The 20636-nt window shown below is 67.6% G+C and carries 18 protein-coding genes and 1 pseudogene; 14 read left to right on the top strand and 5 right to left on the bottom strand.

Annotated features, from left to right (window positions below):
- Nucleotides 1-1258: aconitate hydratase (locus ACRDU5_RS15460; RefSeq protein ID WP_526615488.1), on the bottom strand; the 1258-nt coding region annotated here is incomplete at its 3' end.
- Nucleotides 1259-1418: 160 nt separating this feature from the next.
- Here ACRDU5_RS15460 and ACRDU5_RS15455 point away from each other — a divergent pair.
- The 9 genes from ACRDU5_RS15455 (at nt 1419) to ACRDU5_RS15415 (ending at nt 10219) form a co-directional block, all read left to right on the top strand.
- Nucleotides 1419-1967: an Rv1476 family membrane protein gene (locus ACRDU5_RS15455; RefSeq protein WP_526615487.1), complete on the top strand. Its 549-nt coding sequence runs from the start codon at nt 1419-1421 to the stop codon at nt 1965-1967.
- A 213-nt stretch (nt 1968-2180) separates the two neighbouring features.
- Nucleotides 2181-3584 (top strand): NlpC/P60 family peptidoglycan endopeptidase RipA, encoded by a 1404-nt coding sequence (ripA, locus tag ACRDU5_RS15450; RefSeq protein ID WP_526615486.1) that lies wholly within the window; start codon nt 2181-2183, stop codon nt 3582-3584.
- 5 nt (nt 3585-3589) lie between these two features.
- On the top strand, nt 3590-4309 hold the full coding sequence (ripB, locus tag ACRDU5_RS15445; RefSeq protein WP_526615489.1) for an NlpC/P60 family peptidoglycan endopeptidase RipB: 720 nt from the start codon (nt 3590-3592) through the stop codon (nt 4307-4309).
- 136 nt (nt 4310-4445) lie between these two features.
- Nucleotides 4446-5567, top strand: coding sequence for a chaperone MoxR1 (gene moxR1, locus ACRDU5_RS15440; RefSeq protein WP_526615485.1), 1122 nt, complete (start codon nt 4446-4448; stop codon nt 5565-5567).
- Nucleotides 5564-6508, top strand: coding sequence for a DUF58 domain-containing protein (locus ACRDU5_RS15435; RefSeq protein ID WP_526615484.1), 945 nt, complete (start codon nt 5564-5566; stop codon nt 6506-6508). The genes moxR1 and ACRDU5_RS15435 overlap by 4 nt, the downstream gene beginning before the upstream one ends.
- Nucleotides 6509-6571: 63 nt before the next feature.
- Nucleotides 6572-7579 (top strand): vWA domain-containing protein, encoded by a 1008-nt coding sequence (locus tag ACRDU5_RS15430; RefSeq protein WP_526615483.1) that lies wholly within the window; start codon nt 6572-6574, stop codon nt 7577-7579.
- 42 nt (nt 7580-7621) lie between these two features.
- The gene (gene fabG1, locus ACRDU5_RS15425; protein WP_526615481.1) at nt 7622-8389 is read left to right on the top strand and encodes a 3-oxoacyl-ACP reductase FabG1; all 768 of its coding nucleotides are present in this window, start codon (nt 7622-7624) and stop codon (nt 8387-8389) included.
- Between the two features lie 16 nt (nt 8390-8405).
- Nucleotides 8406-9215, top strand: coding sequence for an NADH-dependent enoyl-ACP reductase InhA (gene inhA, locus ACRDU5_RS15420; RefSeq protein WP_526615480.1), 810 nt, complete (start codon nt 8406-8408; stop codon nt 9213-9215).
- Nucleotides 9215-10219 carry a ferrochelatase gene (locus ACRDU5_RS15415; protein ID WP_526615478.1) on the top strand — a complete coding sequence of 335 codons (1005 nt, stop codon included), beginning with the start codon at nt 9215-9217 and terminating at the stop codon, nt 10217-10219. The genes inhA and ACRDU5_RS15415 overlap by 1 nt, the downstream gene beginning before the upstream one ends.
- Here the strand turns inward: ACRDU5_RS15415 and ACRDU5_RS15410 are convergent.
- Nucleotides 10216-11076 (bottom strand): Rv1486c family protein, encoded by an 861-nt coding sequence (locus ACRDU5_RS15410; protein ID WP_526615477.1) that lies wholly within the window; start codon nt 11074-11076, stop codon nt 10216-10218. The genes ACRDU5_RS15415 and ACRDU5_RS15410 overlap by 4 nt on opposite strands.
- A gap of 55 nt (nt 11077-11131) precedes the next feature.
- Here ACRDU5_RS15410 and ACRDU5_RS15405 point away from each other — a divergent pair, with 55 nt between their 5' ends.
- Together ACRDU5_RS15405 and ACRDU5_RS15400 are read left to right on the top strand one after the other, a co-directional pair.
- Nucleotides 11132-11563 (top strand): NfeD family protein, encoded by a 432-nt coding sequence (locus ACRDU5_RS15405; protein WP_526615476.1) that lies wholly within the window; start codon nt 11132-11134, stop codon nt 11561-11563.
- Nucleotides 11564-11593: 30 nt separating this feature from the next.
- The gene (locus ACRDU5_RS15400) at nt 11594-12733 is read left to right on the top strand and encodes an SPFH domain-containing protein (RefSeq protein ID WP_526615475.1); all 1140 of its coding nucleotides are present in this window, start codon (nt 11594-11596) and stop codon (nt 12731-12733) included.
- 25 nt (nt 12734-12758) lie between these two features.
- On the opposite strand, the gene ACRDU5_RS15395 is transcribed toward ACRDU5_RS15400, so the two are convergent.
- The 3 genes from ACRDU5_RS15395 to ACRDU5_RS15385 form a co-directional block, all read right to left on the bottom strand.
- Complete coding sequence (locus tag ACRDU5_RS15395) at nt 12759-14423, bottom strand: glycine/sarcosine N-methyltransferase (protein WP_526615474.1); 1665 nt, start codon at nt 14421-14423, stop codon at nt 12759-12761.
- 293 nt (nt 14424-14716) lie between these two features.
- On the bottom strand, nt 14717-15523 hold the full coding sequence (locus tag ACRDU5_RS15390; RefSeq protein ID WP_526615472.1) for an MBL fold metallo-hydrolase: 807 nt from the start codon (nt 15521-15523) through the stop codon (nt 14717-14719).
- The gene (locus ACRDU5_RS15385; RefSeq protein WP_526615471.1) at nt 15495-16253 is read right to left on the bottom strand and encodes a TVP38/TMEM64 family protein; all 759 of its coding nucleotides are present in this window, start codon (nt 16251-16253) and stop codon (nt 15495-15497) included. The genes ACRDU5_RS15390 and ACRDU5_RS15385 overlap by 29 nt, the downstream gene beginning before the upstream one ends.
- A 105-nt stretch (nt 16254-16358) precedes the next feature.
- Between ACRDU5_RS15385 and mutA the strand changes: the two genes are divergently transcribed.
- From mutA to ACRDU5_RS15370, 3 genes and pseudogenes are all read left to right on the top strand, one after another.
- Entirely contained in the window at nt 16359-18146 is a 1788-nt protein-coding gene (gene mutA, locus ACRDU5_RS15380) for a methylmalonyl-CoA mutase small subunit (protein WP_526615470.1), read from the top strand.
- A gap of 4 nt (nt 18147-18150) precedes the next feature.
- Entirely contained in the window at nt 18151-20367 is a 2217-nt protein-coding gene (gene scpA / locus ACRDU5_RS15375; protein WP_526615469.1) for a methylmalonyl-CoA mutase, read from the top strand.
- Nucleotides 20367-20636, top strand: a pseudogene (locus ACRDU5_RS15370) (methylmalonyl Co-A mutase-associated GTPase MeaB); the annotation flags it as partial. The gene scpA and the pseudogene ACRDU5_RS15370, both read left to right, overlap by 1 nt.

Raw genomic sequence — 20636 nt, 5'->3', positions numbered from 1 at the left:
TCTCCTCGACAGCCTCGTCAAGCTTGGTGTGCGGGTTCTCCGCGCCGTCTTCCACATAGTTGTGAATGTCGTTGCGGAAGGCGTTCTTTGCGTCGTTGAGCGCGATGCGGTCCTGCGGACGCTTGGGTCCGGCGATCGAGGGCACCACATCGGACAGGTCCAGCTCGATGTACTCGGAGTACTTCGGCTCGCGCTTGGGGTTGTGCCACATGCCCTGTTCCTTGGCGTAGGCCTCGACCAGTGCGAGCTGCTCCTCGCTGCGGCCGGTCATCTTCATGTAGTCGATGGTGACCTCGTCGATCGGGAAAATCGCTGCGGTGGAACCGAACTCGGGGCTCATATTGCCCAGTGTGGCGCGGTTGGCCAGTGGCACCTCTGCCACGCCGTCGCCGTAGAACTCGACGAACTTGCCCACCACGCCGTGCTTGCGCAGCATCTCGGTGACGGTGAGCACCACGTCGGTGGCGGTGACCCCGGGCTGACGCTCGCCGGTCAGCCTGAAGCCGACGACCCGGGGGATCAGCATCGACACCGGCTGGCCGAGCATGGCCGCCTCGGCTTCGATGCCGCCGACGCCCCAGCCCAGCACGCCCAGGCCGTTCTCCATGGTGGTGTGTGAGTCGGTGCCCACGCAGGTGTCCGGGTAGGCCACGCGGATTTCTTCGCCCGCCCGGCCGCGTTCCCACACGACGCGGGCCAGGTATTCGATGTTGACCTGGTGCACGATGCCGGTTCCCGGCGGCACCACCTTGAAGTCGTTGAACGCGCCCTGACCCCAGCGCAGGAACTGGTAGCGCTCCCGGTTGCGCTGGTACTCCAGCTCGACGTTGCGCTCGAAGGCGTCCTCGCGGCCGAACAGGTCGGCGATCACCGAGTGGTCGATCACCAGGTCGGCCGGCGCCAGGGGATTGACCTTGTCGGGATCGCCACCGAGCTCGCCGACGGCCTCCCGCATGGTGGCCAGGTCGACGATGCACGGCACACCGGTGAAGTCCTGCATGATCACCCGCGCCGGGGTGAATTGGATCTCCACGCTCGGTTCGGCTTCGGGGTCCCAGTTGGCGATGGCCTCGATGTGTTCCTTGGTGGTGTTGGAGCCGTCCTCGGTGCGCAGCAGGTTCTCGGCGAGCACCTTGAGGCTGTAGGGGAGTTTCTCGGTACCGGGCACCGCATCGAGTCGGTAGATCTGGTAGCTGTTGTCCCCGACCTCGAGCGTGTCGCGGGCGTCAAACGAATTCACCGAATCTTTGCTGCTCACATCAACTCCCGGCTGATCATCGCCGCGACGGGCCGTGTCGGCGGCGCATCCAATCCTAACAGTACGCTTGTCCTGCAAAGCAACCCGCTCGGGTGTTCAGTCTTGGCTTCTCGGGTGCGTGCTGCCACCCACTTCGACCGCGATCGCGTACGGTGCCCCTGTGACCGGACCGCACGTGATCCCGTTTCTCCCCTCGTATATCCCGCCAGAGGTGTGTGGGCCGGTCGGGCAGCCGGAGACCACACCCGTCGACACGTGCATGAACCTGGTGATCGCCGATGTCAAGGATGACGGGGTAAGTGCGGTGGGGGTCCCCGAGAACGCCGGCCTGGCCGACGTGGTCGCCGAGGCCAAACAGCAGGGCATCGACCTGAAGATCGTCGCAATCGACAAGGACACACCGATCGATACGCCGCTGCGCGACATTGCCACCGAGGTCGGCGAGGCCTACCCGGGATCAACAGTGCTGGTGCTCAGCCCCTCGGAGTCGGGCAGCTTCAGCACGACATACGACCGGGTCACCGTCGAGGCCGGCCAGGATGTCGCCGAAGGGCAAGGTCCCGTGCAGGGCGCGAAGAACTTCGTCAGTGAGTTGACCACGCCCCACTTTCCGTGGACGGCGTTCACCATCGTGGTCGTTGTCGCGGTATTCGCGGCCGTCGTCGCCACCCGCTGGCTGCAGCTGCGCGCCAAGCCCGACGAGAAGTAAAAGCCGCCGTCCGGCAAATTCAAACATCACTATTCGGTCACACTCCACTTAATTACAGACATGTAGTTTGTGACTAGAGTTTCTTTAGCGTCAGTTGTGACATACGGTGCAAAAGGGACCTAATGATGTAGTTGTTCTTTGTGTGACTTCCGCGCGCGGGTGCCCACGAACGAAAGTGCTGCCACGTTCGCGAGCCATAGGAGACCGAGTCGAATGAGACGCACCCCTCGCGCCTCTGCTTCCCGGCTGGAGCCGCTCGGCCGGCGACATCGAGCTCTGTGCGGGCGAGTCTGCGCCGTTCCAATGATCTTGGGCATGCTGCTCGCCACTCCCGGCCTGGCCGCCGGCGAACCCGGTCGCACGGACACCATTGCCGCACTGGTTGCCGCCGTCGCGAACTCCAACCAGAAACTGCAGGAGCTGGGCGCGCAGGTGCAGATCCAGCAGGAGGGTGTCAACAAGGCGATCGTCGACGTGCAGACCGCCCGCGACAACGCCGCGGCCGCGCAGCTCGAGGTGGGCGCCGGCCGGCGGGCCGTCGAGGACTCCAACGCCGCCATCAGATCCGCACAGCAGCGATTCGATACCTTCGCCGCCTCCAGCTACGTGAACGGTCCCTCGAACTCGTATCTGACCGCCGCCGATCCGGCCGACATCCTCAACACGGCCGCGGCGGGTCAGACGCTGGCAGCGAGCGCGCAGCAGGTGATCGGCAACCTGCAGCGCGCCCGCACCGAACAGGTGAACATGGAGTCGTCGGCGCGGCTGACGAAGCAGAAGGCCGACCAGGCTGCCGTCGACGCGCGGGCCAGCCAGGACGCCGCGGTGTCGGCGCTGACCACCGCGCAGCAGACGTTCGGCGCGCAGCAGACCGAGCTGGATCAGCTGACCGCCGAGCGGGCCGCCGCACAGGCCAAACTGCAGCAGGTCGCCCCCGCACGCCAGGCCAACCCGGCCGCCGACTGGGACCGCAAGCCCGGGGCACCCGCCCCCGCGGCGGGGAACTGGGACGTCAGCCTGTGGGATCCCACCCTGCCGGCGATTCCCAGCGCATTCGTCAGCGGTGACCCGATCGCGATCATCAACTCGGTGCTCGGCATTTCGTCGACCTCGGCGCAGTACACCGCCGACATGGGCCGGGGCTTCCTGCAGAAGCTCGGATTCCTGCCCACGCCGAGCGGCTATACCAACGGCGCGATTCCGCGCGTCTACGGCAGGCAGGCCTCCGAGTACGTCATCCAGCGTGCGGGGTCACAGATGGGTGTGCCGTACTCGTGGGGCGGCGGCAACGCCGCCGGCCCGAGCCGCGGCATCGATCACGGCGCGGGCACGGTGGGTTTCGACTGCTCCGGCCTGCTCCTCTACGCGTTCGCCGGCGTCGGCATCAAGCTGGCGCACTACACGGGTACGCAGTACAACCAGGGCCGCAAGATCCCGTCGTCGCAGATGCGCCGCGGCGACGCGATCTTCTACGGCCCCAACGCCAGCCAGCACGTTGCGCTCTACCTCGGCAACAACCAGATGCTCGAGGCGCCCTTCACCGGCTCGCACGTCAAGGTCTCGCCGGTGCGCACCAGCGGCATGACGCCCTACGTCGTTCGGTACATCGAGTACTGATGCCAATGATTTCTGTGATTTTGCGCCCCAAGTACTTTCGCTGCGCGCGCAGCGCCGCGCTGCTGCTCGCCGCACTCGCTCTGGTGGTCGGGTTCGCCGGACCGGCCGCGGCCGCACCCGATGACGGGCAGTGGGACCCCACGCTGCCCAAGTTGATCAGCGCGGGCGCACCCGGCGACCCGGTCGCGATCGCCAACGCGTCCTTTCAAGTCAGCCAGATGGCCATCCAGACCACTCAGGACCTTGGCCAGAAGTTCCTGAGCAGCATCGGTCTCGGCGGCAGCCCCAGCACCGGGAGCGTCGCCGCGGGCCGGGTGCGTGGCCCACAGGCCATCGAGTACGTGATCCGTCGGGGTGGCTCGCAGCTCGGCGTGCCGTATTCGTGGGGAGGCGGCACGCCGAGCGGCCCCAGCCGGGGCGTGGACTCCGGCGCGGACACGGTCGGCTACGACTGTTCGGGCTTCACCCGGTTCGCGTTCGCCGGCGTCGGTGTGCTGATTCCCAAGTATTCGGGGGATCAGTACAACACCGGCCGCAAGGTGCAGCAGTCGCAGGCCAAACGCGGTGACCTGTTGTTCTGGGGGCCCGGTGGCAGCCAGCACGTCGCGATCTATCTCGGCGGCGGCCAGATGCTGGAGGCCGCCGGCAGCGCCGGCAAGGTGACGGTCAGCCCGCTGCGCACCGCCGGGCTGCAGCCCTATCTGGCCCGCATCATCGAATCCTGAGCGTGGGCTGAGTGAAGCCTGAGCAGACCCGGGCCACGTCGACGGATCCGGAAGTGCCTGGAATAGTTGACGACGGGCACCCGGCCCGCGGCGCACGACCTGCGCCTTTTTCAGAAACAAGGTAAGAGGATCGTCGATGACGTCAGCAGGTGGGCCGCAAGGCCCGGCGCAGGGTTATCCCCCGAACACCCACGGTGGTCCGCCGCCGCCCTCCAATTCCACAAACCTGCAGTCCGAGGTGCACACCCTGGAACGCGCGATCTTCGAGGTCAAGCGGATCATCGTGGGCCAGGACCAACTGGTCGAGCGCATGCTGGTAGGCCTGCTCGCCAAGGGCCACGTCCTGCTCGAAGGCGTGCCCGGCGTGGCCAAGACGCTGGCCGTGGAGACGTTCGCCAAGGTGGTCGGCGGCACGTTCGCCCGCATCCAGTTCACCCCCGACCTGGTGCCCACCGACATCGTCGGTACCCGGATCTACCGGATGGGCAAGGAGGAGTTCGACATCGAGCTCGGCCCGGTGGTGTGCAACTTCCTGCTCGTCGACGAGATCAACCGCGCGCCGGCCAAGGTGCAGTCGGCGCTGCTGGAGGTGATGGCCGAGCGCAAGATCTCGATCGGCGGCAAGACGTTCCCGCTGCCCGCCCCGTTTCTGGTGATGGCCACCCAGAACCCGATCGAGCAGGAGGGTGTCTACGCGCTGCCCGAGGCGCAGCGCGACCGCTTCCTGTTCAAGATCAACATCGACTACCCGACGCCGGAGGAAGAGCGCGAGATCGTCTACCGGATGGGGGTCACGCCGCCCACGCCGAAGCAGATCCTGGCCCCCGGCGACCTAGTGCGCCTGCAGGACGTCGCTGCCAATAACTTCGTCCACCACGCGCTGGTCGATTACGTGGTCCGCGTCGTCACCGCGACCAGGGCACCGGAGAAGTTCGGCATGCCCGATGCCAGGGCGTGGATCGCCTACGGCGCCTCGCCGCGGGCATCGCTGGGCATCATCGCAGCGGGACGGGCGCTGGCGTTGGTGCGGGGTCGCGACTACGTGGTTCCGCAGGACGTCGTCGAGGTCATTCCGGACGTGCTGCGGCACCGCCTGGTGCTGACCTACGACGCGTTGGCAGACGAGATCTCGTCCGAAACGGTGATCAACCGGATCCTTCAGACCGTCGCCATGCCGCAGGTGAATGCGATTCCGCAGCAAGGTCATTCGGTGCCGCCGGTGGTGCCCGCCGCAGCGGCTGCGGCCAGCGGTCGGTGACTACTTCCCGACGACAGGTCGACCTGCCGTCATTGAAGCGCGGGGAGATCCGTGACCCCGCCCTGACGACGGCGCTGCGCAAGCTGGAGCTGACGGTGCGCCGAAAGCTCGACGGTGTGCTGCACGGTGACCACCTGGGACTGCTGCCCGGCCCGGGGTCGGAGCCGGGGGAATCGCGGATCTACCAGCCCGGCGACGATGTGCGGCGGATGGACTGGTCGGTCACCGCCCGCACCACCCACCCGCATGTGCGCCAGATGATCGCCGACCGCGAACTGGAGACCTGGCTGGTGGTCGACATGTCGGCCAGCCTCGACTTCGGTACCACCGGTTGCGAGAAGCGGGACTTGGCGGTGGCGGCGGCGGCGGCGATCACGTTCCTCAACAGCGGAGGCGGCAACCGGATCGGCGCGGTGATCGCCAACGGCGACTCCGTGCGACGGGTCCCGGCGCTCTCGGGCCGCATGCACGAGCAGGACCTGCTGCGCACCATTGCCACCATGCCCAAGGCACCAACAGGCGTGCGGGGCGACCTGGCCGCCGCGATCGACGCGCTGCGCCGCCCCGAGCGGCGCCGCGGCATGGCGGTGATCATCAGCGATTTCCTCGGCCCGATCAACTGGATGCGGCCACTGCGCGCCATCGCCGGACGGCACGAGGTGCTTGGCATCGAGGTGCTCGATCCGCGCGACGTCGAACTGCCGCCCGTCGGCGACGTCATCCTGCAGGACACCGAAACCGGGGTCACCCGCGAGTTCACCATCGACGAGGAGCTCCGAGCCGACTTCGAGAAGGCCGCGGCTGCGCACCGGGCGGAGGTGGCCCGAACGCTGCGCCGCTGCGATGCGCCGTTGCTTTCGCTGCGCACCGACCGGGACTGGATCGCCGACGTGGTCCGGTTCGTCGCCAACCGTCGCCGCGGAGCGCTGGCCGGGCGATGAGCGCTCGCGCGAAGAGCAGAAAGAACAGTCCGTGTTCCGCCAATCCGAAATGACAAGCCGCACATGACTTTGCCGTTGCTCGGGCCGATGACACTGTCGGGATTCGAACACAAGTGGTACCTCCTCTTCCTGCTCGTCGTCTTCGGGCTGATCGGGCTCTACATCGTCGTGCAGCTGGCCCGCCAGCGGCGGATGCTGCGGTTCGCCAACATGGAGCTGCTGGAAAGCGTGGCGCCCGAGCGGCCGACGCGCTGGCGGCACCTGCCGGCGATCCTGCTGGTGGCGTCGCTGCTGCTGCTGACCGTCGCGATGGCCGGCCCAACGCACGACGTCCGGATTCCGCGCAACCGCGCCGTGGTCATGCTGGTGATCGACGTCTCGCAGTCGATGCGCGCCACCGATGTCTCGCCCAACCGGCTGGCCGCCGCGCAGGACGCCTCCAAGCAGTTCGCCGAAGAGCTCACCCCTGGCATCAATCTCGGCCTGATTTCCTACGCCGGCACCGCCACCGTGCTGGTGTCACCGACCACCAACCGGGAAGCGACCAAGAACGCGATCGACAAGCTGCAGCTGGCCGACCGGACCGCCACCGGTGAGGGCATCTTCACCGCGTTGCAGGCCATCGCCACCGTCGGCGCGGTGATCGGTGGCGGCGACGAGCCGCCGCCGGCGCGCATCGTTTTGTTCTCCGACGGCAAGGAGACAGTGCCGTCGAACCCGGACAACCCCAAGGGCGCCTTCACCGCCGCCCGCACCGCCAAGGACCAGGGCGTGCCGATCTCGACCATCTCATTCGGCACGCCGTACGGCTATGTCGAGATCAACGAGCAGCGCCAGCCGGTGCCGGTCGACGACGAGATGCTGCGCAAGATCGCCGACCTGTCCGGCGGCGAGGCCTTCACGGCAACCAGCATTGATCAGCTGCGCGAGGTCTACGCGGATCTGCAGCAGCAAATCGGCTACGAAACCATCAAGGGCGACGCCAGTGTGGGCTGGTTGCGGCTCGGAGCGCTGGTGCTGGCGCTGGCCGCGCTGGCGGCGCTGCTGATCAACCGCCGGCTGCCTAACTAAAGCGATTTCTTAAGAATGCGCTCGACACGTTAAGTTGGCCGCATGACTGCAGAGGCACCCGTGACCGGGACCACCGGTCAAACGGCTGGTGGGCGTCCGCCTTTCGTGTCTCGTTCAGTGCTGGTGACCGGCGGAAACCGCGGTATCGGGCTCGCCATCGCCCAACGCCTGGCCGCCGACGGCCACCAGGTCGCCGTCACGCACCGCGGATCGGGTGCGCCCGAGGGGCTCTTCGGCGTCGAGTGTGACGTCACCGACAACGCAGCGGTCGACCGGGCGTTCAAAGAGGTCGAGGAGCACCAGGGTCCGGTCGAGGTGGTGGTGTCCAACGCCGGCGTTGCCGCGGACGCGTTCCTCATCCGGATGACAGAAGAGAAATTCGAAAAGGTCATCGACGCTAACCTCACCGGGGCGTTCCGGGTGGTGCAGCGCGCATCGCGCAGCATGCAGCGAAAGCGGTTCGGCCGGTTGATCTTCGTGGGTTCGGTCTCCGGCACATGGGGTATCGGCAACCAGGCCAACTACGCGGCCTCCAAGGCCGGTCTGATCGGCATGGCCCGCTCGATCGCCAGAGAGCTGTCCAAGGCCGGGGTGACGGCTAACGTGGTCGCCCCGGGCTACATCGACACCGATATGACCCGCGCGCTAGATGACCGGATTCAGGAGGGGGCGCTGGAGTTCATCCCGGCGAAGCGCATCGGCACCGCCGAAGAGGTCGCCGGGGCGGTCAGCTTCCTGGCGTCCGAGGATGCGAGTTACATCTCCGGTGCGGTGATCCCGGTCGACGGCGGCATGGGCATGGGCCATTAGAAAGGAAAACCAGAACATGGCAGGGCTTCTCGAGGGTAAGCGCATCCTCGTCACCGGGATCATCACCGACTCGTCGATCGCGTTCCACATCGCGAAGGTGGCCCAGGAAGCGGGCGCGGAACTGGTGCTCACCGGGTACGACCGGCTGCGGCTGATCCAGCGCATCGTCGACCGGCTGCCGAAGCCGGCGCCGCTGCTGGAACTCGACGTGCAGAACGAAGAGCACCTGGCCACCCTGGCCGACCGCGTCACCGAGGTGATCGGCGAGGGCAACAAACTCGACGGCGTCGTGCACTCCATCGGCTACATGCCGCCCAGCGGGATGGGCATCAACCCGTTCTTCGACGCGCCGTACGAAGACGTCGCCAAGGGCATCCACATCTCGGCCTACTCCTATGCGTCGCTGGCCAAGGCGCTGCTGCCGATCATGAATCCCGGCGCAGGCATCGTCGGCATGGATTTCGACCCGACCCGCGCGATGCCGGCGTACAACTGGATGACGGTCGCCAAGAGTGCGCTGGAGTCGGTGAACCGGTTCGTGGCGCGTGAGGCAGGCCAATACGGGGTGCGGTCGAATCTCGTTGCGGCCGGGCCGATCCGGACGCTGGCGATGAGCGCGATCGTCGGCGGCGCGCTGGGCGACGAGGCGAGCGGCCAGATGCAGCTGCTCGAAGAAGGCTGGGACCAGCGTGCGCCGATCGGCTGGAACATGAAGGACCCGACGCCGGTCGCTAAGACGGTGTGCGCCTTGGTGTCCGACTGGCTGCCCGCCACCACCGGAACCGTCATCTACGCCGACGGCGGCGCGCATACGCAACTTTTGTAATGGACTTTGACGCCGTCCTGCTGCTGTCCTTCGGCGGGCCGGAGGGACCCGAGCAGGTCCGGCCGTTCCTGGAGAATGTCACCCGCGGTCGTGGTGTGCCGCCCGAGCGGCTCGACGATGTGGCCCGGCACTACCTGCATTTCGGCGGTGTCTCACCGCTCAACGGCATCAACCGGGCGCTGATCGATCAGCTGCAGGTCGAGAGCGATCTCCCGGTCTATTTCGGCAACCGCAACTGGGAACCCTATGTCGAGGACGCTGTCGTGGCCATGCGCGACAACGGCATTCGCCGCGCGGCGGTGTTCACCACCTCGGCTTGGGGTGGCTATTCCGGCTGCACGCAGTATGTCGAGGACATCGCCCGCGGCCGACGGGCGGCCGGTGGCCGCGCGCCCGAACTGGTCAAGCTGCGCCAGTATTTCGACCACCCGCTGTTCGTGGAGATGTTCGCCGACGCGATCACCGACGCGGCGCGCAGCCTGCCCGAGGAGCTGCGCGACAAGGCTCGGCTGGTGTTCACCGCGCATTCCATTCCAATTGCCGCCCGCTCTCGCTGCGGCACAGACCTTTACGTACGGCAGGTCGCATACGCGTCGCGGCTCGTCGCGAAGGAGGCCGGCTACGGCGAATACGACCAGGTATGGCAGTCGCGGTCCGGTCCGCCGCAGATCCGGTGGCTGGAACCCGACGTCGCGGACCACCTGACCACGCTCGCCAACGCCGGAACCAAGGCGGTGATCGTCTGCCCGATCGGTTTCGTCGCCGACCACATCGAGGTGGTATGGGACCTCGACGAGGAGCTGCGCCAGCAGGCCGAGGAGGCCGGCATGGCGTACGCCCGGGCAGCCACACCCAACGCCGACCGCCGATTCGCACGACTGGCGGTCGACCTGATCGACGAGCTGCGCCACGGTCGCGAGCCCGCTCGCGTTGACGGGCCGGGCGCCCCTCCGCTGTACGGCTTTTCGATCAATGGCGCCGTCTGCACCTCAGACTGCGGTTAGCTCCGCCACGCGGAGTACAGAATTGCGCTGAGCGCGGCGGACCGTGCCGAGCGCACCACGGCCGCCAGCGGGCGCAGCGCGTCGTTGGCGATCTGTGCCTCCGACGAACTCTGCAGGCCGATCGGCATCAATCCCGAACTGACGGTGACGATCGCATCGATGTGCGCAGCGTTCTCCAGCACCCGCAACGCCCGCGACGGGGCATGGTCTGGCGCCCGGTGACGACCGGACGAGTCCAGCACCTGCTCGACGAGGCCTCGCGGATCGGCCACGTCGACGCCGCCGGCCTCGGCGCGGATGGCGCCCAGCGCGTCGGCCGCCGAGCGGACAGCCGACCGCAGCGCGTATTCGGCCTCGCCGAGTTCGATGTGCTCGGCGGTCGGCGGGGTCGGCAGCGAATACACCGTCCAGCACAGTCCGGACAGCTCCGGCTCGAAATCGGCGTCGTCATAGGGGCCGGAGTCGTCGTATTCGAAGTCGGGGACCAGGCCGACCGCGGGTGACGACGGATCAGCGGCGACGACGATCGCCTCACCAGCGGCGATCGCATCGCGCTGGAACTGGCTACCGGCGGGCAGGCCGCGGACGTCACCCGGCACGGGCAGCACAACGGATATTGCCGGCGCGGAGGCCGGGGGGCCGGCCGCGGTGCGGAGCGTCTGCAGCAGCGATACCGTCCCAGAATCGCTCAGATCGGGCCACGGCAGGCCGGTATTTCCGGCCGCTACCGCGTCGTACGCAGTCACCGAATGCTTTGGCGCCCATTGCGATAGCGCATCGAGGACGTCGTCGGGCGCGGCCGCACCGGCGAGCCAGGCGTTGGCCCACACCGACAGCGAAGCACTCGGGCACCACATGATGCTCGCAGTGTATTAGCCGTTCGCGGTGTCGGCCACGCGATAGGGTGGCCTCATGCCCGTTTGGTTGATCTGGCTAGTTGCGGCGCTGGGCCTGGCCGGCGCGGAGGCGCTGACCGGTGACCTTTTCCTGCTCATGCTCAGCGGTGGTGCACTGGCCGCTGTCGGGTCAAACCTGATCTTCGACAACTACTTGATCGACGGCATCGTCTTCCTGGTGGTCTCGGTCCTGCTGCTGGTGCTGGTGCGGCCCGCACTGCGCCGACGCTTCGCCGAAGGCACCGGGTTGCCCGAGCCGGCAAGGGCCCTGGAGGGGAAAAGTGCGCTGGTACTGGACCGGGTGGCGCGCCATGAAGGCCAGGTGAAACTCGACGGCGATGTCTGGACGGCGAGACCGATGAACGAGAACGATGTCTACGAACCGGGCGACCACGTGACCGTCGTACGAATCGAGGGAGCCACCGCGGTGGTGCAAAAGCTCGCCTAGAGACCGCTGGGCAATAAGGAGGAAACCGTCATGGAAGGTGCTGTCGCCGGCCTGGTTCTGCTGGGCGTGCTGGTGGTGTTCGCCGCCATCATTGTGGCGAAATCGGTCGCGTTGGTCCCGCAGGCCGAGGCGGCCGTGATCGAACGGTTGGGCCGGTATAGCCGCACGGTCAGCGGCCAGCTGACGCTGCTGCTGCCGTTCATCGACCGAATCCGCGCCAGGGTGGATCTGCGCGAGCGGGTGGTGTCCTTCCCGCCGCAGCCGGTGATCACCGAGGACAACCTCACGGTGGCTATCGACACCGTCGTGTACTTCCAGGTGACCAACCCACAGGCGGCGGTGTATCAGATCAGCAACTACATCATCGGCGTCGAGCAGCTCACCACCACCACGCTGCGGAACCTGGTCGGCGGCATGACGCTGGAGCAGACGCTGACCTCCCGTGACCAGATCAACACCGCGCTGCGCGGGGTGCTCGACGAGGCCACCAACCGCTGGGGGCTGCGGGTGGCCCGCGTCGAGCTGCGCGCCATCGACCCGCCGCCGTCCATCCAGGACTCGATGGAAAAGCAGATGCGGGCCGACCGGGAGAAGCGCGCCATGATCCTGACCGCCGAGGGCCAGCGCGAATCGGCGATCAAGCAGGCCGAGGGCCAGAAGCAGGCGCAGATTCTGTCCGCCGAGGGCGCCAAGCAGGCCGCGATCCTGGCCGCCGAGGCCGACCGGCAGTCCCGCATGCTGCGGGCTCAGGGTGAACGGGCGGCCTCCTACCTGCAGGCCCAGGGCCAGGCCAAGGCGATCGAGAAGACGTTTGCGGCGATCAAGGCCGGCCGGCCGACCCCGGAGATGCTGGCCTACCAGTACCTGCAGACCCTGCCGCTGATGGCCAAGGGTGAGGCGAACAAGGTCTGGCTGGTGCCCAGCGACTTCGGTGCGGCACTGCAGGGCTTCACCAAGATGCTTGGCGCACCCGGCGAGGACGGCGTGTTCCGCTACCAGCCGTCTCCGGTCGATGAGGACCTGCCCAAACCCGAGGACGACTCCGACGAGGTCGCCGAATGGTTCACCACCCAAACCGACCCGGCGATCGCGCAGGCCGTCGCGAAGGCGGAGGCTGATGCCCGCGCGCCGGTGCCGAGCCCGATCACCCAGCCGCCGCTGGGGCAGTAGCCCGGCCTCGCGCGCTGGCGGAAATCTAGGCCGAGACGGGTTTCCTGAACCGCTGGATCCCCCATGCGAGATAGTCGTTGTCGGCGGCATCCACCCAGTTCCTGAGGCCGACCAGCATCTTGTCCAGGTACGCCGCAGACGATTTCTGCTCGAGTTCGCCACGGCGCGTCTCGAGTTCCTCGCGGATCCGGTCGTAGTGGGTCCGCAGGTTATCGACGAGGTCGATCTGGTCGAGAACCTCGAAACCCACCGCCTGCGCGGCCTCGCGGTAGAACCGCATCGACCCCAGATCGGGCAGGTTGAGCCGGTCATAGACCGGTTGCAGCACGCCGATGGGCACGTCGTCGGCCTGCATCGGGTCGGTGAAGATCATCTCACCGCCCGGCTTGAGCACCCGGAACGCCTCCACCAGCACCTTCCTGCGGTCCGGTGCGTGCAGGATCGCGTCCTGAGACCAGACGACGTCGAAGTTCTCGCTCGGTGCGGGAACGTCGTCGAAGCTTCCGTGCACTACCCGGATCCGGTCGGCGAGTCCAGCCTGGCGGTTCTTGGCCCGGTTGGTGTCGTTCTGGGTCTCGGAGATATTGAGGCAGGTGACCGAGCATCCGCGGGTGGCGGCGAGGCGACGCGCGGAGCCGCCGTAGCCGGATCCCAGATCCAGCACAGTCGTGCCGGCGTCGAGCCTCGTCACGTGGCGGATCATCCGGTCCACGGTCTGGATGCTGGCGGTCCGGATGTCAAGGGTCTCCTCGTAGCAGCCGACGTGGATGTCCTCGCCGCCCCAGATCACCGAGTAGAACGCGTCGGCGTCGTCGCTGTCGTAGTACGCCTCTGCCTCGGCACGGATGCTCGCCGTCGGGTTCTCCAGCACCGACTTCTCCGCCACGTGGATGAAGAAGTCCGGCTCGTTTTCCTGGTACGTCTCCTGGAAGTCTCCGTAGGTGCGCACCCCTTCGAAGCCCGCTTCGCGCATCAGGCGCCGGACGTAGTTCTTGCGCAACGGGAACATGTTCAGCGTGTATTCGGAGCCGTCGGGGAAGTTGTAGACGAAGCGGGCCAGACCGTCGTCGATGTGCCCGGGCACGGCGGAGACCTGATCGCCGCAGTAGTAGTACTTGTGCTTCGACTTGAAGCCGTGGTCGAGCATCTCGTCGTAGTTACGCTGATCGAGAATGAGGATCCCGTCGTGTCGTAGGGCAGCGTAGAACTCGGCCAGTGCCCGGCGTCGGTCCTGCTCGTCGTGCAGGTGGGTGAACGAGTTCCCGAGGCAGACAATGGCGTCGTATTTGCCCTGGATGAAGCGGTTCAACTGCCGCCAGTCGGCCTGCACGGTCTTGAGAATCAGCCCCCGCCGCTCGCCGTTCTCGAATGCCTTGGAAAGCATCGCGGCGGAGCCGTCGGCGCTGGTCACATCGAATCCTGCCTCGGTTAGGCGCACGGAATGAAACCCCGTGCCGGTGGCGACGTCGAGAACGCTCCGTTTGTCCCGGGCGTGCAGTACATCGATGAAGAACCGCCCCTCGGACTGCGCGCGCGCGTCCCAGTCGATCAGCTCGTCCCACTTCTCGACGAAGCTCATCACGTATTCGCCTCGATACAGATCGGTTTCGCGATCCGCTATCGGGTCTTCGCCGTAATACTGTTCGCGCAACTGCAATTCGGCGTTGTCTTGCAGTTCAGATCTAGACATTCAAAACCTCGTTTCCACGGTGGCCGGGAAGGTTTCATATGCGCCGATGGCCACCGACGCACGTGGAGAATGCGCGCAAAGAATCAGAATGTGCGGAGGCAGGATCGCGCCGGACGAGCCGGCTACCAGAGCAGCCCCATTGCGCACTGCTGACGAAGTCTAACACCGACGAATTACGCAGTTGTCAGCAGGGTGGGCCCCTCGAGATCGAAGGCTAACGGAAATCCTTTGTGCTGCAAGTCATCCGGCAATGGCCGTGGTGCCTGGCAGCAGTCCGGCCAGCGTGGTCGTGGTCAGCAGCGGCGCAGTGCACGTCTGCCGGCGATCAGGGTGGTGTCGCCTGAGCGGAAGACCGTGACCGGCGAGGCGAGCCGGCGAGTCGCGGATGCCGCCGGCGACTGCAGGGCCTTTTCCAGAACGCCGACGAGTTCGTCCACCTTTTCGGGATTGATCTCCGGCCCGTAATGGCCGGTGAGAATGCGTTCCGCGGCGCGGATCTCGCGTAGCTGAAGCGCGCTCTGCAGGTAGTCGGGCACACTGGCCGACGGAATTAGCCCGGCCAGGATCGGCGCGTTGTAGAGGAAATCCCCGACGAACATGAAGCCGTGGTCGCGGTCGAGCAGCCCAACCGAATCAGCCGAATGCCCCGGCAACGGCACCACTTCCACGCGGCGTCCGCCCAGATCGACGGCGCATCCGATCTCCCACCACTCGTGCACCGGGAAGGGTCGCGGTAGCGGTGCGAGTCGGGCAGACAGGGGTGGACGGAGCACGCCCGAGGACACCATCGCGCGGTTGACCGCAAGGTCGGCCATCGCGATCCGCGCCGTGCCGGCCAAACGCCGGTGATTGCCGATGTGATCGTAGTGCGTGTGCGAGCACAGCACGGTCACCGGAAGGTCCGTCAGGCGCGCGGTGACCGCCGTGATGTCGCGCCCGCCGGACCCGGAGTCGAAAAGCAGGGCCCGCTGCTTGCCGAGCAGCAGGTACTGGTTGTTGCGTTGCCAATAACGCCTCTCCCGGATGGCGAACGTCCGGCTGTCGAGCGCGTTGACCGCGAACCAACCGTCTTTACGGTCGCGATACGGCACTGACGGCACTGTCCGGCTCCTCCTGCGCCTGCGCATGCCGCTCGCGATGGTGGCGGCGGTGGGTGCGGATCTCGTAGACCAGGCCGGCGACACCCAGGCTCGCGGTGCACAGTGACACCAGGAACAGCAGCGGGCTGACGTTGCCGGTGAGCGCGTCGCCGAGGATGACCACCGCCGTGGTGCCGGGCAGCAGTCCGGCCAGCGTGGCCAGCGTGTACGGCAACACCCGCACCGCCGACACCCCGGCGGCGTAGTTGAGCACCGAAAACGGCACGGCCGGGATCAACCGCATGGATACGACCGTCGGCCAGCCGCGCTGCCGCAGCCGGGCGTCCAGTGAGTCGATTCGCGGGTGCCGCACCAGCCGGCTGAGCTGCCAGCCGGCGGCCCGAACCAGCACCAGCGCGATGGCCGCGGACAGCGTGCTGGCCACCACCGCGATTGCGACGCCCAGCAAGGGACCGAACAGCAGGCCCGCGGCCAGCGTGAAGACGGTGCGCGGGAACGGGAAGACCGTGATCAGGGTGTGTGCGGCCAGGAATGCCAGCGGTAACCACGGGCCCACCGTCATCGCCCAGTCCCGCAGCTGAACGGCGGTCGGCAGCGGCACCAGCAACGCGATTGCGACGAGAATCACAATCGCGGCCGTCATCGCCACGATTCGGCGCCGCGAAACCTGCGCCGCCGTCGAAATCACCGCAGCGCGCAGCGCGCTCAGGGTGCTGACGACGGGCTTCACGTCTACCAAGAGTACGGGCGGCGGGTGAGCAACTCCTGGCAAGTCGGCCGCGAGTCGGCTGCCCGGCGCACGCTGGCCCGATGGCGATCATTTAGCCTGATAGACGTGCAGGAATCCAGGGAGCGTTGGCGCTCGGCGGTCGCGGCCGTGGTGGCGAAGTCGACCCGGCGTGATCCGGCGGACCTGCCTGAAGAACCCGAGCGGCTGCTGGATTCGCCGACCTGTGAAGGCTTCCCGATCCGCGCGCTGTACACCAGCCTGGACGCACTGCCGGAGCCGCCGTTGCCGGGCCATTGGCCGTTTGTCCGCGGCGGCGACGCGCTGCGCGACGTCAAGTCCGGCTGGAAGGTCGCCGAGGAGTTTCCCGTCGCGGGCCAGAAGGCCGTCACCGACGGCAACGGCGCCGTGTTGGTCGCCCTGACCGAAGGGGTCAGCGCCCTGGTGCTGCGGGTCGGCGGACCCGACGGAGTCGCCCCGGGCGAGCTGGACCGGCTGCTCGAAGGGGTGTTCCTCGACCTGGTGCCGCTCATCCTCGATGCCGGTGCGGACCTTCCGGCCGCCGCCGACGCGGTGCTGCCGTTGCTGACCGACATGGACGACGACCAGCGTGCCCGGCTCTCGGTGGACCTCGGCGCCGACCCGCTGACCGCGCCGCTGCGTGAGCGGGCCGCCGCCGGCGTGGCGGACGTAGTCGCGACCGCGGCGAAGCTGACCGGATATGCCGGCGGCGTGCGGGCCATCACCGTCGACGGGCCGGCGTTCCACAACCTCGGCGCCAGCGCGGCATGGGAGCTGGCCGGCACCCTCGCCGCCGGAGTCGGCTATCTGCGGCTGCTCAACGAGGCCGGGCTCAGCGTGCCGGACTGCTTGCGGCAGATCAGCTTCCGGCTGGCCGCCGACGACGACCAGTTCATGACCATCGCCAAGTTCCGGGTGGCCCGCCGGCTGTGGGCCAGGGTGGCCGAGGTGGCCGGCGAGCCGGACGCCGGAGCCGCCCGGGTGCATGCCGTCACGTCCATGCCGATGATGGCGCAACGCGACCCGTGGGTGAACATGCTCCGTACCACGCTGGCCGCTTTCGGCGCGGGTGTCGGAGGCGCCGACACCGTGCTGGTGCAATCGTTCGACGCCGCGATCCCGGGTGGATTACCCGGTACCGCAGCGGGTTTCGCGCGGCGCATCGCCCGCAACACCCAGTTGCTGCTGCTGGAGGAATCGCATCTCGGGCGGGTGCTCGACCCCGCGGCCGGCTCATGGTTCGTCGACGACCTCACCGAGCGACTCGCCGAGCAGGCCTGGAAACACTTCCAGGACATCGAAGCCCGCGGCGGGTTCGACGAGGCCCGCGGTTTCGTCGCCGCCCAGATCGCCGGGGTCCGCGATCGGCGGAGCGAGGACATCGCTCATCGTCGCACCGCACTGACCGGTGTTAACGAATACCCGAACCTCGCCGAACCACCTCTGCCGCAGCGTGATTCGTCGAGCACCGTCGAACGATACGCCGCCGGGTTCGAGGTGCTGCGCGACCGCTCCGACGCTTATTTGGGGAAGACCGGTTCACGGCCCAAGGCGCTACTGCTGCCACTCGGTCCGCTCGCCGAGCACAACATCCGCGCCACGTTCGCCGCCAACCTGCTCGCCTCCGGCGGCATCGAGGCGGTCACGGACGCCGAGGGCGCGACGATCGCCGTGATCTGCGGGACCGACGCCAGGTATGGCACCGAGGCGTCGGCGGCCATCGACGGCGCGCGCAAGGCCGGGGTGTCACACGTCTTGTTGGCCGGACCGGAAACAGCGGTCGCCGAGGCGGATTCGAAACCGGACGGCTACTTGACCGCCAAGATCGACGCCGTCGACGCCCTGTCGGATCTGCTCACTCGATTGGGGGCTTGACGAGATGACCGCGAGCACGACAAGGATCGGCAGCTTCGCCGACGTTCCGTTGCGGGGCGAGCGCGCCGCCCGGCCCGCCACCGAGGCGGCGGTCACCGCACTCATCGCGGCGGCGGCGGACGCACACGGCTACACACCCGATCAGCTCGACTGGTCCACGCCGGAGGGCATCGACGTCAAGCCGGTGTACATCGGCGCCGACCGGGACGCCGCGGTCGAGGCGGGCTACCCGCTGGATACCTTCCCGGGCGAGCCACCGTATGTGCGCGGGCCGTATCCGACCATGTACGTCAACCAGCCGTGGACCATCCGGCAGTACGCCGGTTTCTCCACCGCCGCCGAGTCCAACGCGTTCTACCGGCGCAACCTGGCCGGGGGGCAGAAGGGCCTGTCGGTGGCGTTCGATCTGGCCACCCACCGCGGGTACGACTCCGATCATCCGCGGGTTGCCGGAGACGTCGGAATGGCCGGCGTGGCAATCGATTCCATCCTGGACATGCGGCAGTTGTTCGACGGCATCGACCTGTCGACGGTGTCGGTCTCGATGACGATGAACGGCGCGGTGCTGCCGATCCTGGCGTTGTACGTGGTGGCAGCCGAGGAGCAGGGGGTGGAGCCGGAGGCGCTGGCGGGGACCATTCAGAACGACATCCTCAAAGAGTTCATGGTCCGCAACACCTACATCTATCCGCCGAAGCCGTCGATGCGGATCATCTCCGACATCTTCGGCTACACCAGTGCCAGGATGCCGAAGTTCAATTCGATTTCGATCTCCGGCTATCACATCCAAGAAGCCGGTGCGACAGCGGATCTGGAGCTGGCCTACACGCTGGCCGATGGTGTCGAGTACATCAGGGCCGGGCTGGACGCGGGTCTGTCGATCGACAAGTTCGCGCCGCGGCTGTCGTTCTTCTGGGGCATCGGGATGAATTTCTTCATGGAGGTGGCCAAGCTGCGTGCCGGCCGGCTGCTGTGGAGCGAGCTGGTCGCGCAGTTCGCCCCGAAGGACGCCAAATCGCTGTCGCTGCGCACCCATTCGCAGACCTCGGGTTGGTCGCTCACCGCGCAGGACCCGTTCAACAACGTCGCGCGCACCTGCATCGAGGCGATGGCCGCCACTCAGGGCCACACCCAGTCGCTGCACACCAACGCCCTCGACGAGGCGCTGGCGCTGCCCACCGACTTCTCCGCCCGCATCGCCCGCAACACCCAGCTGCTGCTGCAGCAGGAGTCCGGCACCACCCGGCCGGCCGACCCGTGGGGCGGCTCGTACTACGTGGAGTGGCTCACCCATCAGCTCGCCGAGAAGGTGCGCGCCCACCTGCGCGAGGTGGCCGAGCACGGCGGCATGGCGCAGGCCATCGACGACGGCATTCCGAAGCTGCGCATCGAGGAGGCCGCGGCGCGGACCCAGGCCCGCATCGACTCCGGCCAGCAGCCGGTGATCGGCGTCAACAAGTACCGGGTCGACGAGGACCACGAGATCGAGGTGCTCAAGGTCGAGAACAGCCGGGTGCGCGCCGAGCAGATCGCCAAGCTGCAGCAACTGCGTGCCGAGCGCGACCAGTCCGAGGTCGATGCCGCACTGGCCGAGTTGGCCCGCGCCGCCGAAGGTGATGGCAATCTCCTCGAGCTGGCGATGAACGCCGCCAGGGCCAAGGCCACCGTGGGCGAGATCTCCGATGCGCTGGAGCGAGTCTGGGGACGACACCAGGCCGAGATCCGTACCATCGCCGGGGTCTACCGCGACGAATTGGGGGTCGGAAACATCACACCGCTTTCCAAGGCCAGCCAGATCGTGGAGAAGTTCGCCGAGGCCGACGGCCGACGGCCGCGCATCCTGGTCGCCAAGATGGGCCAGGACGGGCACGACCGCGGCCAGAAGGTCATCGCGACCGCGTTCGCCGACATCGGCTTCGACGTCGACGTCGGCTCGCTGTTCTCCACGCCCGAGGAGGTGGCGCGGCAGGCGGCCGACAACGACGTGCACGTGGTCGGGGTGTCGTCGTTGGCGGCCGGGCATCTGACACTGGTGCCCGCGCTGCGCGACGCGCTGGCCGACGTCGGCAGGCCGGACATCATGATCGTCGTCGGCGGCGTGATCCCGCCCGGCGATTTCGACGAGCTGTACGCGGCCGGGGCCACCGCGATCTTCCCGCCCGGCACGGTGATCGCCGACGCCGCCGTCGACCTGCTCGAGCAACTGTCCCAGCACGGCTGATGGGCAGACCCACGTTCGGCGTCGCGGCGCTGGCCAAGGGCGTCCGGGAGGCCGACCGCGGGGTGCTGTCCCGGGCGATCACGCTGGTCGAGTCGTCCCGGCCGGATCACCGCGAGCTGGCCCAGGAGCTGCTGCAGGAGCTGCTCCCGCACGCGGGCGGCGCGGAGCGGGTGGGCATCACCGGGGTGCCCGGCGTCGGGAAGTCGACGTTCATCGAGCACCTCGGCTCGACGCTGACCGGCGACGGACACCGGGTGGCCGTGCTGGCC

The sequence above is a fragment of the Mycobacterium sp. genome, assembly GCF_050701515.1.
Lineage (GTDB): Bacteria > Actinomycetota > Actinomycetes > Mycobacteriales > Mycobacteriaceae > Mycobacterium.
The sequence above is the reverse complement of the archived record's forward strand: the minus strand, read 5'-3'. Positions and strand labels throughout refer to the sequence as shown.

What these genes read in the sequence shown, in the direction of transcription:
- ripA (WP_526615486.1), top strand. Translation starts at nt 2,181, where the DNA reads ATGAGACGCACCCCTCGCGCCTCTGCTTCCCGGCTGGAGCCGCTCGGC.
- ripB (WP_526615489.1), top strand. Translation starts at nt 3,590, where the DNA reads ATGATTTCTGTGATTTTGCGCCCCAAGTACTTTCGCTGCGCGCGCAGC.
- moxR1 (WP_526615485.1), top strand. Translation starts at nt 4,446, where the DNA reads ATGACGTCAGCAGGTGGGCCGCAAGGCCCGGCGCAGGGTTATCCCCCG.
- ACRDU5_RS15430 (WP_526615483.1), top strand. Translation starts at nt 6,572, where the DNA reads ATGACTTTGCCGTTGCTCGGGCCGATGACACTGTCGGGATTCGAACAC.
- fabG1 (WP_526615481.1), top strand. Translation starts at nt 7,622, where the DNA reads ATGACTGCAGAGGCACCCGTGACCGGGACCACCGGTCAAACGGCTGGT.
- inhA (WP_526615480.1), top strand. Translation starts at nt 8,406, where the DNA reads ATGGCAGGGCTTCTCGAGGGTAAGCGCATCCTCGTCACCGGGATCATC.
- ACRDU5_RS15415 (WP_526615478.1), top strand. Translation starts at nt 9,215, where the DNA reads ATGGACTTTGACGCCGTCCTGCTGCTGTCCTTCGGCGGGCCGGAGGGA.
- ACRDU5_RS15410 (WP_526615477.1), bottom strand. Translation starts at nt 11,076, where the DNA reads ATGTGGTGCCCGAGTGCTTCGCTGTCGGTGTGGGCCAACGCCTGGCTC.
- ACRDU5_RS15405 (WP_526615476.1), top strand. Translation starts at nt 11,132, where the DNA reads ATGCCCGTTTGGTTGATCTGGCTAGTTGCGGCGCTGGGCCTGGCCGGC.
- ACRDU5_RS15400 (WP_526615475.1), top strand. Translation starts at nt 11,594, where the DNA reads ATGGAAGGTGCTGTCGCCGGCCTGGTTCTGCTGGGCGTGCTGGTGGTG.
- ACRDU5_RS15395 (WP_526615474.1), bottom strand. Translation starts at nt 14,423, where the DNA reads ATGTCTAGATCTGAACTGCAAGACAACGCCGAATTGCAGTTGCGCGAA.
- scpA (WP_526615469.1), top strand. Translation starts at nt 18,151, where the DNA reads ATGACCGCGAGCACGACAAGGATCGGCAGCTTCGCCGACGTTCCGTTG.